The 14787-nt window shown below is 64.9% G+C and carries 15 protein-coding genes; 12 read left to right on the forward strand and 3 right to left on the reverse strand.

Going from position 1 to position 14787, the window contains the following annotated elements:
- Positions 1 to 6 precede the first annotated feature (6 nt).
- Both K6T56_03980 and K6T56_03985 read right to left on the reverse strand, forming a co-directional pair.
- On the reverse strand, positions 7 to 333 hold the full coding sequence (locus tag K6T56_03980) for a cytochrome c (protein MCL6555505.1): 327 nt from the start codon (positions 331 to 333) through the stop codon (positions 7 to 9).
- A 19-nt stretch (positions 334 to 352) separates the two neighbouring features.
- Positions 353 to 670, reverse strand: a complete 318-nt coding sequence (locus tag K6T56_03985) for a c-type cytochrome (protein ID MCL6555506.1) — start codon at positions 668 to 670, stop codon at positions 353 to 355.
- A 297-nt stretch (positions 671 to 967) separates the two neighbouring features.
- Here K6T56_03985 and K6T56_03990 point away from each other — a divergent pair, with 297 nt between their 5' ends.
- The 8 genes from K6T56_03990 (at position 968) to K6T56_04025 (ending at position 9415) form a co-directional block, all read left to right on the forward strand.
- Positions 968 to 2767 carry a SulP family inorganic anion transporter gene (locus K6T56_03990; protein MCL6555507.1) on the forward strand — a complete coding sequence of 600 codons (1800 nt, stop codon included), beginning with the start codon at positions 968 to 970 and terminating at the stop codon, positions 2765 to 2767.
- A gap of 63 nt (positions 2768 to 2830) precedes the next feature.
- On the forward strand, positions 2831 to 3166 hold the full coding sequence (locus tag K6T56_03995) for a hypothetical protein (protein MCL6555508.1): 336 nt from the start codon (positions 2831 to 2833) through the stop codon (positions 3164 to 3166).
- A 13-nt stretch (positions 3167 to 3179) separates the two neighbouring features.
- Positions 3180 to 4256, forward strand: coding sequence for a sulfite exporter TauE/SafE family protein (locus K6T56_04000; protein MCL6555509.1), 1077 nt, complete (start codon positions 3180 to 3182; stop codon positions 4254 to 4256).
- A 37-nt stretch (positions 4257 to 4293) separates the two neighbouring features.
- Positions 4294 to 4995 (forward strand): response regulator transcription factor, encoded by a 702-nt coding sequence (locus tag K6T56_04005; GenBank protein ID MCL6555510.1) that lies wholly within the window; start codon positions 4294 to 4296, stop codon positions 4993 to 4995.
- Positions 4967 to 6265: a HAMP domain-containing histidine kinase gene (locus tag K6T56_04010; GenBank protein MCL6555511.1), complete on the forward strand. Its 1299-nt coding sequence runs from the start codon at positions 4967 to 4969 to the stop codon at positions 6263 to 6265. Before K6T56_04005 ends, K6T56_04010 begins: the two co-directional genes overlap by 29 nt.
- Before the next feature lie 130 nt (positions 6266 to 6395).
- A complete protein-coding gene (locus tag K6T56_04015) occupies positions 6396 to 8189 on the forward strand; it encodes a SulP family inorganic anion transporter (protein ID MCL6555512.1) in 1794 nt (597 codons plus the stop codon).
- 32 nt (positions 8190 to 8221) lie between these two features.
- Positions 8222 to 8683: a universal stress protein gene (locus K6T56_04020; protein ID MCL6555513.1), complete on the forward strand. Its 462-nt coding sequence runs from the start codon at positions 8222 to 8224 to the stop codon at positions 8681 to 8683.
- A 171-nt stretch (positions 8684 to 8854) separates the two neighbouring features.
- Entirely contained in the window at positions 8855 to 9415 is a 561-nt protein-coding gene (locus tag K6T56_04025) for a carbonate dehydratase (protein ID MCL6555514.1), read from the forward strand.
- 24 nt (positions 9416 to 9439) lie between these two features.
- Here K6T56_04025 and K6T56_04030 read toward each other — a convergent pair whose 3' ends face one another.
- Positions 9440 to 9631 carry a CopG family transcriptional regulator gene (locus tag K6T56_04030; protein ID MCL6555515.1) on the reverse strand — a complete coding sequence of 64 codons (192 nt, stop codon included), beginning with the start codon at positions 9629 to 9631 and terminating at the stop codon, positions 9440 to 9442.
- 108 nt (positions 9632 to 9739) lie between these two features.
- Between K6T56_04030 and hyfB the strand changes: the two genes are divergently transcribed.
- The 4 genes from hyfB to K6T56_04050 are packed head-to-tail and all read left to right on the forward strand — an operon-like array spanning position 9740 to position 14786.
- Positions 9740 to 11725 carry a hydrogenase 4 subunit B gene (gene hyfB / locus K6T56_04035; protein ID MCL6555516.1) on the forward strand — a complete coding sequence of 662 codons (1986 nt, stop codon included), beginning with the start codon at positions 9740 to 9742 and terminating at the stop codon, positions 11723 to 11725.
- Position 11726: 1 nt separating this feature from the next.
- Positions 11727 to 12674 (forward strand): NADH-quinone oxidoreductase subunit H, encoded by a 948-nt coding sequence (locus K6T56_04040; protein ID MCL6555517.1) that lies wholly within the window; start codon positions 11727 to 11729, stop codon positions 12672 to 12674.
- Complete coding sequence (locus K6T56_04045; GenBank protein ID MCL6555518.1) at positions 12671 to 13333, forward strand: formate hydrogenlyase; 663 nt, start codon at positions 12671 to 12673, stop codon at positions 13331 to 13333. Before K6T56_04040 ends, K6T56_04045 begins: the two co-directional genes overlap by 4 nt.
- A 1-nt stretch (position 13334) precedes the next feature.
- Complete coding sequence (locus tag K6T56_04050; GenBank protein MCL6555519.1) at positions 13335 to 14786, forward strand: hydrogenase 4 subunit F; 1452 nt, start codon at positions 13335 to 13337, stop codon at positions 14784 to 14786.
- Position 14787: the final 1 nt, after the last annotated feature.

A 14787-nucleotide genomic window follows, 5' to 3' on the forward strand; every position in this document is an offset into this window, starting at 1 on the left:
GAAAATTCAGCGCTTGTACTTGAGACCCGACTGGCTGGCGAAATACGCCGCCAGATCGGCGATGTCCTGATCGGAAAGATTGGCGGCCTGCCCGTTCATGATGGCGTTGACGCGGCTTTTGTCGCGGTAGGCCTTCAGGGCATGGACGAGATAATCATCGTTCTGGCCGGCCAGTTTGGGGAAGGCCGGGGTCGGGCTGTTGCCGTCGGGCCCGTGGCAGGAGGCACAGACCGTGCTCTTGGCCTTGCCCGCTGAGGCGTTGCCGGTGACGGCGGCCGCGGGAAGCGCCGTGCCAAGCCCCAGGATGAGGGTGGAAAGGAGAAGGCGGCTCATCATGATGGTGGTCCCTTTCTTATTTGGCGTCGGCATAGTAGGCCGCGAGATCGGCCATGTCCTGATCGGAAAGGCTGCCGGCAATGGCCCGCATGGTGGCATGCTTGCGTTCCCCCGCCTTGTAGGCCTTGAGCGCGGCGATGATGTATTCCGCATGCTGTCCGCCGATCTTGGGGACCCGATAGGTATCGGGATAGACGCTGCGGTAGCCTTCGATGCCGTGGCAGCCCGCACACATGGAGCTCTTGTTTTTGCCCGCCGCAGCGTTTCCTTCCGCCAGGGCGCTCCCGGCAAAAGAAAGCAGCACGAGCAGGATGGCTGGGATGGATTTGCTCATTTTCCTCACTCTTTCGGGTGGTTTAAGAAGGCTTTCCACGGGCAGGCCGCCCCTTTGAGACCCGGCAGGGCCTTTTGCCCACGCCGGGAAAGGCGCGGGCAGTGGGAGGCTGGCTGCCGGATTTCCACCAATCGGGTTTCCCATCAATGGGGGCGGACCGCTTTTGTTCTTGCCACGCGGTGCTTGCGGCTTGGGCGCTATTTTATGCGCAGCGCCGGCGCCGCCGCAACCCGGCCCGCATTGCGGGGCACGCCTAAATATTAGATACTGCTGATATTTTTCCCGCCTCCTCCGCCCATGTCCCGAGTGTCCACCGCCGACCCCGCCTGCAATCTCTGGCTCTACCGTCTTTTCCCCTTCCTGCGCTGGTGGCCGATGGTGAATCAGGAAACGCTCCGGGCGGACGCCCTGGCGGGACTGACCGGCGCCCTCATCGTGCTGCCCCAGGGGGTGGCCTTCGCCATCATCGCCGGCCTGCCTCCCCAGTACGGCCTCTACGCCGCCATGGTGCCCGCCATCATCGCCGCCCTCTTCGGCTCCAGCTGGCATCTGGTCTCCGGACCCACCACCGCCATCTCCATCGCGGTGTTCGCCTCCGTCGCCCCCCACGCCACCCCAGGCTCCCCCGAGTTCATCTCCCTGGTGCTCACCCTCACCTTCCTCGTCGGCCTCTTCGAGCTCCTCCTGGGGCTCGCACGCATGGGCACCCTGGTCAACTTCATCTCCCACACCGTGGTCATCGGCTTCACCGCCGGCGCCGCCCTCCTCATCGCCGGCAGCCAGATCAAACACTTCTTCGGCCTCAACATGCCCCGCGGCCTGCCCCTGCACGAAATCCTCCACCAGCTCGTCCTGCAGGCCGATCACATCAACCCCTACGTCACCGCCGTCGGCCTCATCACCCTCGCCGCAGGCATCCTCGTCAAACGCTTCCTGCCCCGCCTGCCCTACATGATCGCCGCCATGATCATCGGCTCCCTCGCCGCCTTCCTCCTCAACCAACACTTCGGCCCCCAGCATACCGGCATCCAAACCGTCGGCGCCCTGCCCGCCGGCTTGCCACCCCTCTCTTCGCCAGACTTCTCCTTCAAGGCCCTGCGCGATATGTTCTTCCCCGCCCTGGTGGTGACCATGCTCGCCCTCACCGAGGCCGTCTCCATCTCCCGCGCCATCGCCGCCAAGTCCGAACAACGCATCGACGGCAACCAGGAATTCATCGGCCAGGGACTGTCCAACCTCATCGGCAGCTTCTTCTCCAGCTACGCCAGCAGCGGTTCCTTCAACCGCAGCGGCGTCAATTACGCCTCCGGCGCCCGCACCCCTCTGGCCGCCGTCTTCGCCTCCCTCGCCCTCGTCCTCATCCTCCTCCTCGTCGCCCCCCTTGCCGCCTACCTGCCCACCGCCGCCATGGCCGGCATCCTCTTCCTGGTCGCCTGGGGACTCATCGACTTCCATCACATCCGCACCATCTGGCATGTCAGCCGCACCGAGTCCCTCGTCCTCTGGGTCACCCTCATCGGCACCCTCATCGACCTGGAAAAAGGCATCTTCTTCGGCGTCCTCCTCTCCCTCCTCTTCTACCTCTCCCGCACCTCCCGCCCCCAGGTGCAGGCCGTCGTCCCCGACCCCGAACCCGGCAGCTATCACTACATCGATGCCAGCGGCCACCCCGAATGCCCACAGCTCAAAATGGTCCGCATCAACGGCTCCCTCTTCTTCGGCGCCGTCGATCACGTCCAGCAGCACCTGCACGCCATCGACACCATCCAGCCCACACAAAAACACGTCCTCATCGTCGCCTCCGGCATCAACTTCATCGACATCGCCGGCGCCGAAATGCTGGCCCACGAAGCACGCCGCCGCAAAACCCTGGGCGGCGGCCTGTACTTCTACCGCCTCAAGGAGACCGCCCAAAAAACCCTGGAAAAAACCGGCGCCCTCGATCAAATCGGCCGCGAAAACCTCTTCCCCGTCCGCAGCCGCCCCATCGAAACCCTCTACCCCAAACTCGACCCCGACCTGTGCGCCCGCTGCCGCGCGCGGATTTTCCCCGAATGTCAGGAACGCCTGCCGGACGGACGCCCCCGGACCCTTTGAGCCAGCCGGCGAAGTCGGCTAGAATTTGACGTTTTCTTGACATTTTTTCGGGAGCAATCACAAATGGCAGAAGCCAGGACACGCTGGACCACGACCCTGCTTTGGGGCGTGGCGGTGGCTCTTCTCTATTGGGCCCTTTTCCATTTCCAGGACGACATCGTCCGCCTTGCCCACACCACCGTGGATGCCTGCCTGGTGGTGGAAAACGGGAAGGAGCTCTACTACCACAAACCGACCCCGGAAGCCTGCGCCGCCAAGGGCGGTACCCTGATCGAGGGCAACTGGCTCAACGTCCTGGTGCCCATCATCGCCGCTTTCGTCCTCTCCTACGTGCACGGCGCCTTCACCGGCATGTTCTGGGATGCCCTGGGCCTCAAGGCCGCCAACAAGAAGAAATAAGGGGAACGTCGCCATGGAACTCATTCAATTCATCGACATCGACCTCACCGGTGCCCTGCTGCTGATCCTCATCGGTTTCATCGGTGGCATGGTGTCGGGCTTCATCGGCTCCGGCGGGGCCTTCGTCCTCACCCCGGCGATGATGACCCTGGGCGCGCCCGGTATCGTGGCCGTCGCCTCCAACATCTGCCACAAGTTCCCGAAGGCGCTGGTGGGCGCCATCAAGCGCCACAAGTACGGTCAGGTGGACGTCAAGCTGGGCCTGGTCATGGGGGTGTTCGCCGAGCTGGGCATGCTCTATGGCAAGCAGGTGATGACCAGCATCAAGGACCGTTTCGGGGCGGTGGGCACCGATCTCTACGTGTCGGTGATCTTCGTCATCGTGCTCGCCATCGTCGGCGGTTTCGTCTATCGGGATTACCGCAAGCTGAAAAGCCATCCCCATGGTGAGGAACACCGGCTGACGCGGCTCGCCAGGTGGGTGCAGTCGGTACACATCCCGGGCACGATGGTCTATTTCCCGGGCGCGAAGGCGAAAATCTCGGTCCTCTTCGTCGCCCCCATGGGTTTTGCCACGGGCATGCTGGCTTCCACCATCGCTGTCGGCGGCTTCATCGGTGTACCCGCCATGATCTACATTTTCGGCGTGCCTGCGCTCATGGCTTCGGCGACCGAACTGGTGATCGCCTTCGTCATGGGGCTGGGCGGGACCCTTTTCTACGGCCTGGAGGGCATGGTGGACCTGCGGCTGGCCATGCTCATCCTGTTGGGCTCCTTGTTCGGCATCCAGATTGGCGCCATCGGCACCACCTATGTGAAGGATTACCAGGTCAAGCTGACCATGGCGGTGATCATGATCACCGTGCTCTTCAGCCGTCTCTTCTACATCCCGGGCTACCTGTCGCAGCTTGGCCTCATCGAGCCGCTGCCTGCCAGCACGGTAAAGACGCTGAAAATGGCCGGCGACGGGGTGCTGGCCCTGGCCCTGGTGCTGGGAGCGGTCACCGTGCTGACCGCGCTGATCCGGGGCATGGCGGAACACCGGCGCCAGCACGAGGTCCTGAGCGAGACCCAGGGCATCGCCCAGTAGTCTGTTGAGCGGCGGCGGCAGCGCTACAATAGGGGCGATGCGCCTGCTCATCATCGAAGACAATCCCGATCTCGCCGCCAACCTGCTGGAATTCCTGGCCGACCGCGGTCATACGGTGGATGTGGCCGGCGATGGACTCACCGGCCTGCATCTGGCCACGGTGAACGACTACGACGCCATCGTCCTCGACCTCATGCTGCCGGGTATGGATGGCATCACGCTTTGCCGCAAACTGCGGGAGGAAGCGCAGAAAACCACACCCGTACTCATCGTCACCGCGCGCGATGCGCTGGACGACAAAATCGTCGGCCTCGAATCGGGCGCCGATGATTACGTGGTCAAACCCTTCGCCCTGCGCGAAGTGGAAGCCCGGCTGAAGGCGCTGGCACGGCGTGCGCAGGGTCAGGGACTGCGCACCCGCCTGCAGGTGGGCGACCTGTCCTTCGATACCGACACCCTGAAAATCAGCCGTGGCCAGCGCGCCATCCAGTTGCCGCCGATTCCCTTGCGGCTTCTGGAAACCCTGATGCGCCATTCGCCGCGGGTACTGAGCCGCAGCGAGCTGGAGCACGCCATCTGGGGCGACACCCCGCCGGACAGCGATGCCCTGCGGGCCCACATGCATTTGTTGCGGCGGGCGATCGATGCGCCGGGTGAACGGCCCCTCCTGCACACCGTGCGGGGTCTGGGCTATCAGTTGGCGGAAGAGGATGCCGCCTCGTCTGCGCCTTCCCCGTAGCCTGCGGCTGCGCGTTGCCTTCACCTTCGCCTGGTTCGGCGCCCTGGTGAGCCTGCTGCTCGCCGCCGGGCTGTACGTTTCCGCCCGCGACCTCGGCACCCGCCTGCTGGATGAAACCCTGCGCGCCGAGATGGAGGACTACCTCGCGCGTCGCGCGCGCAATCCCCATTCCCTGCCCCCGCACACCCTCATGCTGCGGGGCTACGTGCTGGGCCCGGAAGCGAGCCGCGAGATACCGGAAGCGGTGCGCACCCTGCCCCTGGGCCAGTACAGCATCCCCCTAGAGGGCCGGCCCTACCGCGTCATCGTCGCCGAACGGGCGGGCGTGCGCCACGTCATGATGTTCGACGAAACTCCGCACATTCAGCGGGAAAGGCGTTTCCTCTACGTGCTCGCGGCGGGAGTGGCCATCATGACCCTGCTGTCCGCCGCGGGGGGTTACTGGCTGGCCGGCCGCGTAGTGGCCCCGGTCACGCGACTGGCAAGGGAAATCAGCGAAGCCGACCCCGACGCCCAGGCCCCGGCGCTGGCCAGCCATTTCGGCGATGACGAAGTGGGCGAGATGGCGCGCGCCTTCGATGCCTACATCGAGCGACTGCGCGCCTTCATCGCCCGCGAACGCGCCTTCACCGCGGACGTGAGTCACGAATTGCGCACGCCCCTGGCGGTGATCCAGGGCGCCACCGAAGTCCTGCAGGAAGATCCCTCCCTCAACGGCCGGCAGCAGCAGAGGATCGCCCGCATCGCGCGCGCCAGCCGCGACATGGTGGAACTCATCACCGCCCTGCTGCTGCTCGCGCGCGAGGAAACCGCACGGGCCAACCCGGACGAAAGATGTTCCGTGCGGGAGGTCCTCACCGAGTGCATCGAGCATCATCGACCCCTCATCGCCGACCGCGCCATTCGCCTCGAACTGGCGCTCGACGCCGATCTTTGGCTGCCCGTCGAACGCACCCTGCTGGCCGTGGTCATCGGCAACCTGATCCGCAACGCCTTTACCTATACGCAGGGTGGGACGGTGCGAATCCGCCTGTCCGGCGATCGTCTGGTGGTGGAGGACACCGGCATCGGCATCCGTGCCGACGAGCTGGCGCGGGTGTTCGAGCGCTACTACCGCGGCGCCGCAAGCAAAGGTGCCGGCATCGGACTTTCCCTGGTCAAGCGCATCTGCGACCGCCAAGGCTGGTCTATCACCCTCGACAGCGAGGAGGGACGGGGCACCACCGCCCAACTGGTTTTCCGCTCCTCAATCGGCCCCACCATTGGCTGAATCAACCAGCGCAAGGAAGTCCCCCTCCCTCCTGCTCGCTCCTTTGACGCAGCCTTGATGCACCGTTGACGTTTCCTTGACGGGTGCAGAGCTAGCATTGCGGGTTGCTTTTTTTCAAGCCCAGCAGCCCATGCACGCCCAGCCTCTGCTTTATCGTCTTTTCCCCTTCCTGCGCTGGTGGCCGATGGTGAATCAGGAAACGCTCCGGGCGGACGCCCTGGCGGGACTGACCGGCGCCCTCATCGTGCTGCCCCAGGGGGTGGCCTTCGCCATCATCGCCGGCCTGCCTCCCCAGTACGGCCTCTACGCCGCCATGGTGCCCGCCATCATCGCCGCCCTCTTCGGCTCCAGCTGGCATCTGGTCTCCGGACCCACCACCGCCATCTCCATCGCGGTGTTCGCCTCCGTCGCCCCCCACGCCACCCCAGGCTCCCCCGAGTTCATCTCCCTGGTGCTCACCCTCACCTTCCTCGTCGGCCTCTTCGAGCTCCTCCTGGGGCTCGCACGCATGGGCACCCTGGTCAACTTCATCTCCCACACCGTGGTCATCGGCTTCACCGCCGGCGCCGCCCTCCTCATCGCCGGCAGCCAGATCAAACACTTCTTCGGCCTCAACATGCCCCGCGGCCTGCCCCTGCACGAAATCCTCCACCAGCTCGTCCTGCAGGCCGATCACATCAACCCCTACGTCACCGCCGTCGGCCTCATCACCCTCGCCGCAGGCATCCTCGTCAAACGCTTCCTGCCCCGCCTGCCCTACATGATCGCCGCCATGATCATCGGCTCCCTCGCCGCCTTCCTCCTCAACCAACACTTCGGCCCCCAGCATACCGGCATCCAAACCGTCGGCGCCCTGCCCGCCGGCTTGCCACCCCTCTCTTCGCCAGACTTCTCCTTCAAGGCCCTGCGCGATATGTTCTTCCCCGCCCTGGTGGTGACCATGCTCGCCCTCACCGAGGCCGTCTCCATCTCCCGCGCCATCGCCGCCAAGTCCGAACAACGCATCGACGGCAACCAGGAATTCATCGGCCAGGGACTGTCCAACCTCATCGGCAGCTTCTTCTCCAGCTACGCCAGCAGCGGTTCCTTCAACCGCAGCGGCGTCAATTACGCCTCCGGCGCCCGCACCCCTCTGGCCGCCGTCTTCGCCTCCCTCGCCCTCGTCCTCATCCTCCTCCTCGTCGCCCCCCTTGCCGCCTACCTGCCCACCGCCGCCATGGCCGGCATCCTCTTCCTGGTCGCCTGGGGACTCATCGACTTCCATCACATCCGCACCATCTGGCATGTCAGCCGCACCGAGTCCCTCGTCCTCTGGGTCACCCTCATCGGCACCCTCATCGACCTGGAAAAAGGCATCTTCTTCGGCGTCCTCCTCTCCCTCCTCTTCTACCTCTCCCGCACCTCCCGCCCCCAGGTGCAGGCCGTCGTCCCCGACCCCGAACCCGGCAGCTATCACTACATCGATGCCAGCGGCCACCCCGAATGCCCACAGCTCAAAATGGTCCGCATCAACGGCTCCCTCTTCTTCGGCGCCGTCGATCACGTCCAGCAGCACCTGCACGCCATCGACACCATCCAGCCCACACAAAAACACGTCCTCATCGTCGCCTCCGGCATCAACTTCATCGACATCGCCGGCGCCGAAATGCTGGCCCACGAAGCACGCCGCCGCAAAACCCTGGGCGGCGGCCTGTACTTCTACCGCCTCAAGGAGACCGCCCAAAAAACCCTGGAAAAAACCGGCGCCCTCGATCAGATCGGCCGCGAAAACCTCTTCCCCGTCCGCAGCCGCCCCATCGAAACCCTCTACCCCAAACTCAACCCCGAACTGTGCGCCCGCTGCGACAAGCGCATTTTCCACGTCTGCCGTCCACAAGCCGCCTCCAACGAACCGCTGCCCGGTCCTCTGCAGGCGGCCGGCTGAAGGAGCCGCTGGCAAAGCGCGAAAGGTCACCGATGAGACACTGGCGCCGCATCCTCGCCCTGTTGGAACTGTCGCCGGCGGGTCAAACCCTCGCCACCCACGCCCGCGATCTCGCCCACCTGCACGGCGCGCAACTGATGCTGGGCACGATCGTGCCCCACCGGCCCGGCTGGGAAACCTCAGAAGCGGAGTGGCTCACCCCGCAACAGGCCAGGGCTGCCCTGGAAGCCATTTTCCTGCAGCGGCTCCGGCGTCTCGCCGCACGCATCGGCACCGGGGAGGCACAGCTTTTCGCCCGGGCGGGTGCGATGTCCGCCTGCGTGCGCGATCTCATCGCCACCTGCGAACCCGATCTGGTGCTGGTGAGTCGCGCCGCACCCTTTGGCCTTCATGTCGCTGCAGACAATGAGGCTTTCGACCTGCTGGTCGTCCATGCGCCGCCTAGGAAAACTGTGCTGGGCCGCCTAGTCCGTGCCCTGGCGCTTGCCAGCTGAGGCGTCCCTTGGCCGGCTCATCGCCGGCCTTTCCCAAACGAATGTGATGGGCCGGAAGCCCCCTGTGCCCTCCCGGAGGGTGAGGGCGACCGAAGGCGGGGAGGGGAACGGGCGAAAAAACGCTTCCCCTCGTTTCACGTTAAAATTGCACTTTTTTCCAGGGAAGCCGCCATGATCCGCAAGAATCCCCGGGGCGACTGGCCCGTCGTCGCCGCCTCCGCCTTCGTCGATCCCACCGCCATTTTGTGCGGCAAGGTCATCGTCGGGGAAAACGTCTTCATCGGCCCCTATGCCGTGATCCGCGCCGATGAGGTGAACGAGGCGGGCGATATGGAACCCATCATCATCGGCGCCAATTCCAACATCCAGGACGGTGTGGTGATCCACTGTAAGGCCGGCGGGGGCGTGATCATCGGGGAAGGCACGTCGATCGCCCACCGCTCCATCGTGCACGGCCCATGCCGGGTGGGCAACAACGTCTTCATCGGCTTCAACTCGGTGCTGTTCAACTGCACCGTCGGCGATGGCTCGGTGGTCCGCCACAATTCCGTGGTGGAAGGGTGCACCGTGCCGCCGGGTTTCTACATTCCCTCCACGGTCAATATCCATTCCGATGCCGATCTCGCCCGTATCGAGCGGGTGACGCCGGATGTGGCCGGTTTCTCCGAGTCGGTGGCGGAAGCCAACCGCGAGCTCGTCAAGGGCTACAACCGGATTCGCAACGAATTCTGAACGCAGCGCAGCGTGGCGGCCGTCTCAGCCGCGTCCGCTGCCCCGGATCAGCCAGTCGGGCAGCTTGCGATCGCCCGCATGCTCGATGATGTACTGACGGATGAGACGCCGCACGACCTGCGAGGGCGTGAGGTCCTGTTGCGCGCAAATCTCCTCGAAGAGTTTCTTCTTGCGCGGATCGATGAGAATGGTGAGGCGGGCGGTGCGCTGCTCCATAGCGGGTTTGTTTCGGTGCCGACCGCAAATGTTAATACGATTAACATTGAACTTGCAAGCGGTTAACACTAGAATCCACCGACTCCCAACTCTTCCGGCAAAGGTTGCATGGCCTTCCTCCCTGGACCGTCGCTGCACCTGGCGTGGGCCTGTCTGCTGGCCTGGGCCGCGGTGGGGGGCCTTCATTTTCTCACCCCCGGGCGCCTCCTCTACCTCGTCTCGGCGCTGATCGCGCTCGTTTTCGCGGCAGTGGGCATCGCCGCCCTGCCGGGCCCGACCCAGGCCATGGTGTTGCCCCTGGGGCTGCCCGATCTGCCCTTCCATCTGCGCCTGGATGCCTTGTCCGCCTTTTTCGTCGTCGTGGAGGGGCTGGCCGCCTTCGGCGTGAGTCTCTATGGGGCGGGTTATTTCCGCCATCTTGAGGGGGCCGCCGCGCGCACCGCTGGCCTTTGGTACAACCTGTTCCTTGCCGGCATGGGGCTGGTGGTGCTGGCCGATGACGCCTACGTCTTCATGGTGGCCTGGGAAGTGATGGCCATCGCCTCCTATTTCCTGGTGACCACCGACCATGCGGTGGAGGAAATCCGCCGCGCGGGCTTCCTCTATCTGCTCATGGCCCACGTGGGGGCAGTCTCCCTGCTGCTCGCCTTCGGCGTGATCCAGGGCGGGCACGGTGCCTATACCTTCGAAGTCATGCGCGCGGCCACCCCCAGCCCTTTCTGGGCAACGGTGGCATTTCTGCTCGCCCTCGCCGGCTTCGGCGCTAAGGCGGGACTGGTGCCCCTGCACGTCTGGCTGCCGGAAGCGCATCCTGCAGCCCCTTCCCCGGTGTCAGCGCTAATGTCGGGCGTGATGCTGAAAACCGCGATCTATGGTCTTCTGCGGATCACCCTGGATCTTCTGCCGGCGCAGCCGGCCTGGTGGGGTACGCTGCTCATGGTGGTCGGCCTCGTCTCCGCCCTCTATGGTGTGATCTTTGCCGCGGTGCAATCCGACATCAAACGCCTGCTGGCGTGGTCCTCCATCGAGAACATCGGCATCATCGTCACCGGCATCGGACTTGCCCTCATATTCCGCGCCGAAGGCAAGGCGGCGCTCGCCGCCCTGGCAATGACGGCCGCCCTCTACCACGTCCTCAACCACGCCCTCATGAAGGGGCTGCTGTTCATCGGCACCGGCTCGGTCCTGCATGCCGCTGGCACACGGCTCATGGGTGGCCTTGGCGGCCTCATCCGCAGCATGCCGTGGACGGCAAGTCTCACGCTGGTCGGCGTGCTGGCCATTGCTGGCCTGCCACCCATGAACGGTTTCGTCTCCGAGTGGCTGCTGTTGCAGGCCTTTCTCTTCACCCCGGGGCTCACTGAGCCCTACCTCAACATGATCATTCCCGTGGCCGCCGCCGCCGTGGCACTCGCTGCGGCGCTCGCCGCCTACGTCATGGTGAAGTTCTATGGCGTGACCTTCCTCGGCCAGCCGCGCAGTGAGGAGCTGGCGCAGGCCCACGAGGCGGCGGGATTCGAGCGGCTGGGCATGGTCTGGCTCGCCGCCGCCTGCGTCACGCTGGGGCTCGTGCCCCCCATTGCCCTCGATTGGATCAAACCTGCCGCCAGCATGCTATTGGGGGCGGCACTGCCCGTGCCCACCAGTGTCTTTCTCGCCCCCATCGATGCCGACCGCGCAAGCTATGCGCCGGCGGTCTTCTTCGCCGTGATTTTGGTCGTGTTCCTGCTCACCGTGGTGTGGGTGCGACTCGTCTACCACGGCCGGGTGCGGCGCGCGCCGGCCTGGGACTGCGGTTATCCGGAACAGGACGCACGCATGCAGGATACGGCGGAGGGTTTCGGCCAGCCCATCCGCCAGATCTTCGAGCCATTCATGGGGGTCGAACGGGAAGTGCCGGATCCCTTCGACCGCCGGCCGCGTTATCGCGGGGCGACCCGGGATCGCCTCTGGTCCCTGCTCTATGCGCCCCTGGCGCGCGCGGTGGGCGGGCTCGCCGACACGGCCGCCCGGCTGCAGCATGGCCGCATCCAGTGGTATCTGTTCTACAGCTTCGCCACCCTCACCTTCCTCCTTTTCTTCGTGAGTGGCTGAAATGGAAAGCGGAATCGCCCTGCAACTGGGCCAAACCCTGCTTGCTGTCCTCGCCGCACCTCTGCTTTTGGGCTGGGTCAATGCCTGCCGCGCCTGGCTTGCCAACCGGCGCGCGCCTTCTCTGCTTTTGCCCTATCGCAATCTGCGGCGGCTGTTCCACAAGGACGTGGTACTCGCACCCCACGCCTCCGCCCTCTTCCGCGTCGCCCCCTATGTCATCTTCGCCGCCATGGTGCTGGCGGCCGGCATCGTGCCCACCCTCATCAACGATCTGCCCTTCTCCCCCGCTGCCGATGCCATCGCCCTGGTCGGGCTTTTCGCCGTGGCGCGTGTGTTCCAGGCCCTGGCGGCGATGGACGTGGGCACCTCCTTCGGCACCCTGGGTGCACGCCGCGAGATGCTGGTGGCTTTCCTGGCGGAGCCTGCTTTGCTCATGGTCTTCTTCACCGCCAGCCTGATCGCCAAGTCCACCGCCCTGCCCACCATCGTCGAGGTGTTCGCGCATCAGCAATTCGCCATCTATCCTAGCCTGGCCTTTGCCGCCGTCGCCTTCTGGATGGTGTCCACGGCGGAAAACGCGCGCATCCCGGTGGACAACCCCACCACCCACCTGGAACTGACCATGATCCACGAGGCGATGATCCTGGAGTATTCCGGGCGTCATCTCGCCCTCATCGAGTGGGCGGTGGCGCTGAAACTGTTCACCTATTCCACCCTGGGCATCGCGCTGTTTCTGCCCTGGGGCATTGCCCCCGTGGGCGACTGGATGGGGCTCCCCCTCGCCCTAGTCGCCCTCACACTGAAGCTTTTGGCAGGCGGCTTCGCCCTGGCTCTCCTGGAAACCCTCAATGCCAAGCTGCGCCTGTTCCGCGTTCCGGAATTTCTCGGCACCGCCTTTCTCCTCGCCGTGCTGGGCATGCTGGTGCATTTCCTCCTGGAGCACCCATGAACCTGCCGCTTCCCCTCCAATTCGTCAATCTGCTGGCCGCTGCGCTGCTCCTCATCGCCTTTGCCCTGCTGTCGCAGCGGCGCATCGTCGGCCTCATCACCCTTTTTGCCTGGCAGGGCTTGGCACTCACGCTGTCCACCACCCTGGTGGCGCTCTACACGCGACAACCCCACCTGCTCGCTTCCGCCGCCCTCACGCTGCTGCTCAAGGTGATCGTGCTGCCCTGGATTTTCTTCCGCCTGGTACGGCGGCTGGACATGGAACGCGACGTGGAGCCGGTGATCAACATTCCCACCACCATGCTGATCGGCATCGTGCTGGTGATTTTCGCCTTCAACCTGGCCCAGCCCATTTCCGCCCTTGCTGGCACCGTCACGCGCTCGACGCTGGGGATCGCCATGGCGGTGGTTTTGATCTCCTTCCTGACCATGATCACGCGGCGCCAGGCCATCGCCCAGGTGATCGGCTTTCTCGCCATGGAGAACGGTCTCTTCTTCGCCGCCACCAGTGCCACCTATGGCGTGCCGCTGGTGGTGGAGCTGGGCATCGCGCTGGATGTGCTGGTGGGGGTGTTCGTCCTCGTGATCTTCTTCTTCCAGATCCGGGAGACCTTCGAATCCCTCGATCTGAGACACCTGGAGCGCCTGAAGGAACGCTGAGATGACGCTGGCCCTCGTCCTGCTGCTGCCCCTCTTCGGTGGTCTGGTGCTCGCCGTGGTGGGACATCGCCGTATCGCACCGGCGATCAATGTCCTGTTCACTCTGGCCACCTTCCTCGCCGCCTTGGCCCTGAGCTATTCAGTGGCATTGGAGGGGCCATTCACCACTGCCCGCGACTGGTTCTTCATCGATCCCTTCAATGTGTTTCTGGTGGCGCTCACCGCCTTCGTCGGCTTCACCACCGCCGTCTTCTCCCGCCCCTACATGCGCATCGAGGAGGCCCATGGCCGCGTCACGGCGGCGCGCCTGCGCATGTACCACGCGAGCTACCAGATCTTCCTCGGCATGATGCTGGTCGCCCTCACCACCAACAATATGGGCATCCTGTGGGTGGCCATGGAGGGCGCCACCCTGGCCACCGTGCTGTTGGTCTCCCTCTACCGCACGCCGGCCTCGCTGGAGGCGGCGTGGAAGTATTTCATCCTCTGTGGTGTCGGCATCGCCCAGGCGTTGTTCGGCACCATCCTGCTTTATTTCGCGGCCGAGCGTGTGCTGGGGGAAGGGGGCACCGCCCTTTTGTGGACGCATCTGGACGGCGTGAAGACGCAGCTGGAACCGGTGGTGCTGCAGCTCGCCTTCATCTTCCTGCTGGTGGGCTATGGCACCAAGGTGGGGCTGGTGCCGCTGCACAGTTGGCTGCCGGATGCCCATGCGGAGGGGCCCACGCCGGTGTCGGCGGTGCTCTCCGGGCTGCTGCTCAATGTGGCGCTGTATGCCATCGTCCGCTGCAAGGTGCTGGTGGATGGGGCGCTAAACACCCATCTGGCGGGCAACCTGATGATGGGGTTCGGTGTGGCAAGCGTGGTGCTCGCCGCTTTCCTCCTGCGGCGTCAGACCGACGTGAAGCGGATGTTCGCCTATTCCTCCATCGAACACATGGGGCTCATCACCTTCGCCTTTGGCATGGGCGGCGTGACAGCAAGCTTCGCCGGGCTTTTGCATATGACCATGCATTCGCTCACCAAATCGGCGATCTTCTATGCCGTGGGGCACGCCACGCAGAAGGCGGGGACCCAGGTGATGGCCGACATCGGCGGCCTGATCCGTTCCAACCCCACCATCGGCTGGGGGCTGCTTTTGGGCACCGTGGCCATTCTTGGTGTCCCGCCCTTCGGCGTGTTCGCCAGCGAGTTCCTCATCATCACCACCGCCATGCACGATCACCCCTGGGCCACGCCTTTCCTTATCACCGCGCTCGGCGTGGCCTTCGCCGCCATCTTCGGCCGGGTGCAGCCCATGGTCTTCGGCGAGGCACGGCTGCCCCGTCTGCCGCATCAGCCGGCACTTTTGCCCGTGTTCCTGCATCTTGCCCTGGTGCTCGTGCTGGGCCTGTTCATCCCCGGCTTCCTCGCCGATTGGTATCGTCAGGCGGCGCGCCTGCTGGGAGGCTGAA

Source organism: Burkholderiales bacterium (genome assembly GCA_023511995.1).
Taxonomy (GTDB): domain Bacteria; phylum Pseudomonadota; class Gammaproteobacteria; order Burkholderiales; family Thiobacteraceae; genus Thiobacter.

Bases quoted from the DNA above. Each gene is read 5' to 3' on its own strand.
- K6T56_03980 (MCL6555505.1), bottom strand. From the start codon at position 333: ATGAGCCGCCTTCTCCTTTCCACCCTCATCCTGGGGCTTGGCACGGCG.
- K6T56_03985 (MCL6555506.1), bottom strand. From the start codon at position 670: ATGAGCAAATCCATCCCAGCCATCCTGCTCGTGCTGCTTTCTTTTGCC.
- K6T56_03990 (MCL6555507.1), top strand. From the start codon at position 968: ATGTCCCGAGTGTCCACCGCCGACCCCGCCTGCAATCTCTGGCTCTAC.
- K6T56_03995 (MCL6555508.1), top strand. From the start codon at position 2,831: ATGGCAGAAGCCAGGACACGCTGGACCACGACCCTGCTTTGGGGCGTG.
- K6T56_04000 (MCL6555509.1), top strand. From the start codon at position 3,180: ATGGAACTCATTCAATTCATCGACATCGACCTCACCGGTGCCCTGCTG.
- K6T56_04005 (MCL6555510.1), top strand. From the start codon at position 4,294: ATGCGCCTGCTCATCATCGAAGACAATCCCGATCTCGCCGCCAACCTG.
- K6T56_04010 (MCL6555511.1), top strand. From the start codon at position 4,967: ATGCCGCCTCGTCTGCGCCTTCCCCGTAGCCTGCGGCTGCGCGTTGCC.
- K6T56_04015 (MCL6555512.1), top strand. From the start codon at position 6,396: ATGCACGCCCAGCCTCTGCTTTATCGTCTTTTCCCCTTCCTGCGCTGG.
- K6T56_04020 (MCL6555513.1), top strand. From the start codon at position 8,222: ATGAGACACTGGCGCCGCATCCTCGCCCTGTTGGAACTGTCGCCGGCG.
- K6T56_04025 (MCL6555514.1), top strand. From the start codon at position 8,855: ATGATCCGCAAGAATCCCCGGGGCGACTGGCCCGTCGTCGCCGCCTCC.
- K6T56_04030 (MCL6555515.1), bottom strand. From the start codon at position 9,631: ATGGAGCAGCGCACCGCCCGCCTCACCATTCTCATCGATCCGCGCAAG.
- hyfB (MCL6555516.1), top strand. From the start codon at position 9,740: ATGGCCTTCCTCCCTGGACCGTCGCTGCACCTGGCGTGGGCCTGTCTG.
- K6T56_04040 (MCL6555517.1), top strand. From the start codon at position 11,727: ATGGAAAGCGGAATCGCCCTGCAACTGGGCCAAACCCTGCTTGCTGTC.
- K6T56_04045 (MCL6555518.1), top strand. From the start codon at position 12,671: ATGAACCTGCCGCTTCCCCTCCAATTCGTCAATCTGCTGGCCGCTGCG.
- K6T56_04050 (MCL6555519.1), top strand. From the start codon at position 13,335: ATGACGCTGGCCCTCGTCCTGCTGCTGCCCCTCTTCGGTGGTCTGGTG.